Source organism: Microcoleus sp. (assembly GCF_049646505.1).
Classification (GTDB): domain Bacteria; phylum Cyanobacteriota; class Cyanobacteriia; order Cyanobacteriales; family Microcoleaceae; genus Microcoleus.
Map to the genome: position 1 here is coordinate 1 of NZ_JBARVX010000029.1, position 3,625 is coordinate 3,625.

Sequence of the window (3,625 nt, forward strand, 5' to 3'; positions counted from 1 at the left end):
AGTATTTAGGAATTGTGCACGGGTATCTAAAAAGCGTTTTTTTCTTCCAAAACCCGGTTATGAGAGTCGGAGTGCGATCGCGAATTTTATTATAACTATTTGACTGGACATCCTACGGGCGATCGTCCGTCGATTTTAGATTTTAGATTTTAGATTTTAGATCGGATAATTGCATAAGCGTTACAATAAACAAAAAATTAAGTTTTGTAAATACCCTTGACTGCAACATTCACACCCAAACACAGCCGCACCTGGCACGCTCTCAACCCCCTGTGGGAAGGAGCAGAAGACTCTGTACAGAAGGGTTTACCCCACACTAAGCTAGCGCCGGCATGGCAAATACTGCTCCTGGGCGACGGTTCCCCCACCCGTCACCTGCAACTGCTGACAGGGGAACCCACAGAAGTAGACGTGATCGATATGTCCTTGGTGGGTGACGGCGCAGACGGCGCACCCCAGCAAATTGTCGCCGTTCCAGGGCCGCGCCTGCGCCGTCAAGTGTGGCTGCGGACAGCTTCGGGACAGCGCCTCGCCTACGCGACTTCTTGGTGGGAAGCGAGTCACGTAGATGAATATTTGCAAAATAAATCTTTGCCAATATGGGCTAGTTTAGGGCGGCTGCGGACAGAGTTGTATCGCGACGTACAAGGCATTTATTTCGGCGATTCGGCGGTTTTGGAGTCTGCTTTTGAACAATCGGGGCCTTTTTGGGGGCGACATTATTTATTTTGGCATCACGGGAAGCCGCTGACGCTGATTTATGAGGTGTTTTCGCCTTATTTGACTAAGTATTTGGGGCCGATGCACTTGGATGTTGATTGAGACTGAACTCTTGCACCATTATCAATAAAGCTTTCAGGGCGGGCTAGAAGCCCACCCCACAAAAATCTTTTTTTCTTGTGGGACGTTGCTCTGAGCATCGTCCCAAAATTTGATGAAAAGCACTTTTGCAAGAGGTCTAATAAAGCTTTCAGGGTGGGCTAGAAGCCCACCCCACAACAAAATTTACCTATTGTGGAACAGGCATCTTGCCTGTTCTTAAGAATAGTTCCCCCGAAATTTCACTCGCAAACCGTCGCGGGGATGCGGAGTCGGTACTCGGATCAAATTCAAATCTTGATCCGGTAAAAGCTCCCATTCGCACTCCCGAACCATCCTCGCCGCAAACAATTTCATCTCTAACCGGGCGAACTCTTTTCCCAAACATTCCCGCAAACCGCCGCCGAAGGGCACGTAACTAAAAGGTTTCGCATTTGTCGATCGATCGCCCGTAAATCGATCGGGATCGAAGCGATCGGGTTCGGGATAAACTGCGCTATCCTGATGCGTCTGATTAATTTCATACAAAACGCTCCAACCCTTGGGAATTTCGTAGCCACCGAACTCGCAAGCCTTAATTACCTGCCGAAAACCGCCTCCCACCGGCGGTACCAACCGCAGGACTTCTCGCATCACCTGCTCTAAATAAGTCATTTGTTTGAGCTGTTCCAGAGTTAGCGGTTCAGTTGCAGGAAACTGCTGTTGTTCCGCGCGAATTTTTGCCATTACATCGGGGTTTTGAGCCACGAGAAGACAAAAAGAGGCGATCGCCGAAGTCAGAGTTTCGTGTCCCGCAAACAACAGCAGCAGCACTTGATCTTTCAACTCCTCCAAACTCAGAGAATTGCCATCATCATCGCGAGCACAAATCAGCAAACCCAAAGCATCACTCCCGCCGGGGGCTGCTTGCTGTCTGTCTCGAATAATATTTTCTAATTCTGCTAACAGCAAATCCCGGCATTTTTTCGCCTTCCCAAACTTCGTCCAAGGCACATCCAAAGGAATAGAAAACAAACCCTCGCACCAAGTTTCAAAATAATGTCCTAGCGCCGTATCCGAACCATTATCAATTCCAACTAACAGCTTGCAAGCAACATCAAAAGTATAATTTCTCAGTTCGGGATACCACGCAAACTCGCTCATTTGCGTCCACCTTTGCAAGTAGCGCCCCGTGATATCTTCCATCCCGCCGATGTAGCCCGCCAGAGCTCGCGGTTGAAATGCTTGATATAGCAGCTTGCGTCGATTTTGGTGTTCCGAACCCGTTTGCAGCGCCAAGGAAAGCGGCCCTAACAGCGCTTTGGTGCTGGGAGGCCAACTCACAACAAAATACTGGTTTTCATGGCTTAAAACAAACAAATTCGCCTCCTGGCCGCACACAAACACGGTAGGCTGTCCGAGGATGCTGGTTTTGAAAATTGGCCCGTACTGTTGGTGGCGTTTTTTGGCAAATTGGGAATCTTGCAAAAAGTTGAGAGTATCGCCAATTAGCGGTAAACCTAAACTGCCTGGAGGTAATGCCATTTTAGATTTTAGATTTTAGATTTTAGATTGTTAATATGATATCAAATTCAGACAAAATTGGTAAAAAACCCTGATAGGTTTGTAGTGAGGACTTCAGTCCGCATAAGAGCGAGACTTAAATCCTCACACTCGAACGAATTGCATAATAGGTTTGTAGTGGGGACTGAAGTCCTCGGAATTTAAGAAGGACTGAAGTCCGAACGATCGAACCAATTTAATTTTCTATTCTTTTAATCGGAATCTCGATCGCAAATTCAGTACCTTTCCCGTTCGCCGAAAAACAGTTGATTTTACCTTTGTGTTTTTCGACAATAATTGAATGGGAAATTGCCAAACCCATCCCCGTACCGGAACCGATCGGTTTTGTAGTATAGAAAGGATCGAATATCCGCTGCTTGACTTTATCGCTGATACCTGAACCGTTATCAGAAATTACGATCCTCGCGCAATTACCTTCTACCTCTGTACGAATGCGGATAATTCCCGGATTTTCCGGCGGATATTGTAAAGCGTCGATCGCGTTAGCGATAATATTCATAAACACCTGATTCAACAGTCCGGCGTAGCATTCCACCAGCGGCAATTCTCCGTATTCTTTAATGACTTGAATTGCAGCGCGATCTGGCTGAGGTTTCAGACGGTGTTCTAAAATCATTAACGTGCTGTCGATGCCTTCGTGAATGTTAACATCTTTCATCTCAGCTTCATCGAGACGAGAGAAATTTCGCAAACTCCGCACAATATCCCGGATGCGAGTTGCTCCCACCTGCATCGAAGATAGCATTTTTGGCAAGTCTTCTAGCAAGAAATCCAGCTCTAACCGCTCTACTTCTTCCTGAAGATTTGGAGAAGGTTCTGGGTGTTCGTCTCGATACATTTGCAGCAGTTTTATTAGGTTTCCGGTGTATTCTTCAGTGTAGGTTAGATTGCCGAAAATAAAGCTGACTGGGTTATTTATTTCGTGGGCAATTCCTGCTACCATCTGACCGAGACTGGACATTTTTTCGGCTTGGACGAGTTGAGTTTGAGCAAGCTTAAGTTCGCACAGAGTTGTTTCGAGTTGGGCAGTTTGTTCTTGCGCGATCCGGGCTGAATCGACGCTTTGATTGTAGAGTTCTGCTTGATTAATGGCGATCGCCAATTGATTGCCCACCGCCACCAAAAGTTCCACTTCCTCATCGCTCCAACACCTCACCCCGCTACAAGCGCTACAGCAAATCATTCCAATTTTACCAGCAGATGTTTGAACGGGAATGTTCAGCATAGAGTGCAATCCTATATT

Annotated in this window: 3 protein-coding genes; 1 reads left to right on the top strand and 2 read right to left on the bottom strand. The window is 46.8% G+C overall.

All coding sequences use genetic code 11. The features are described 5' to 3' along the window. The first annotated feature begins 216 nt into the window (after positions 1-216). The gene (locus WBA89_RS01985; protein ID WP_424403582.1) at positions 217-822 is read left to right on the top strand and encodes a chorismate lyase; all 606 of its coding nucleotides are present in this window, start codon (positions 217-219) and stop codon (positions 820-822) included. Between the two features lie 216 nt (positions 823-1,038). Here WBA89_RS01985 and WBA89_RS01990 read toward each other — a convergent pair whose 3' ends face one another. Together WBA89_RS01990 and WBA89_RS01995 are read right to left on the bottom strand one after the other, a co-directional pair. Continuing rightward, a complete protein-coding gene (locus tag WBA89_RS01990) occupies positions 1,039-2,343 on the bottom strand; it encodes a cytochrome P450 (RefSeq protein ID WP_424403584.1) in 1,305 nt (434 codons plus the stop codon). 214 nt (positions 2,344-2,557) lie between these two features. Next, positions 2,558-3,625, bottom strand: a 1,068-nt coding sequence (locus WBA89_RS01995; protein WP_424403586.1) for a GAF domain-containing sensor histidine kinase, incomplete at its 5' end; no start/stop codon positions are given.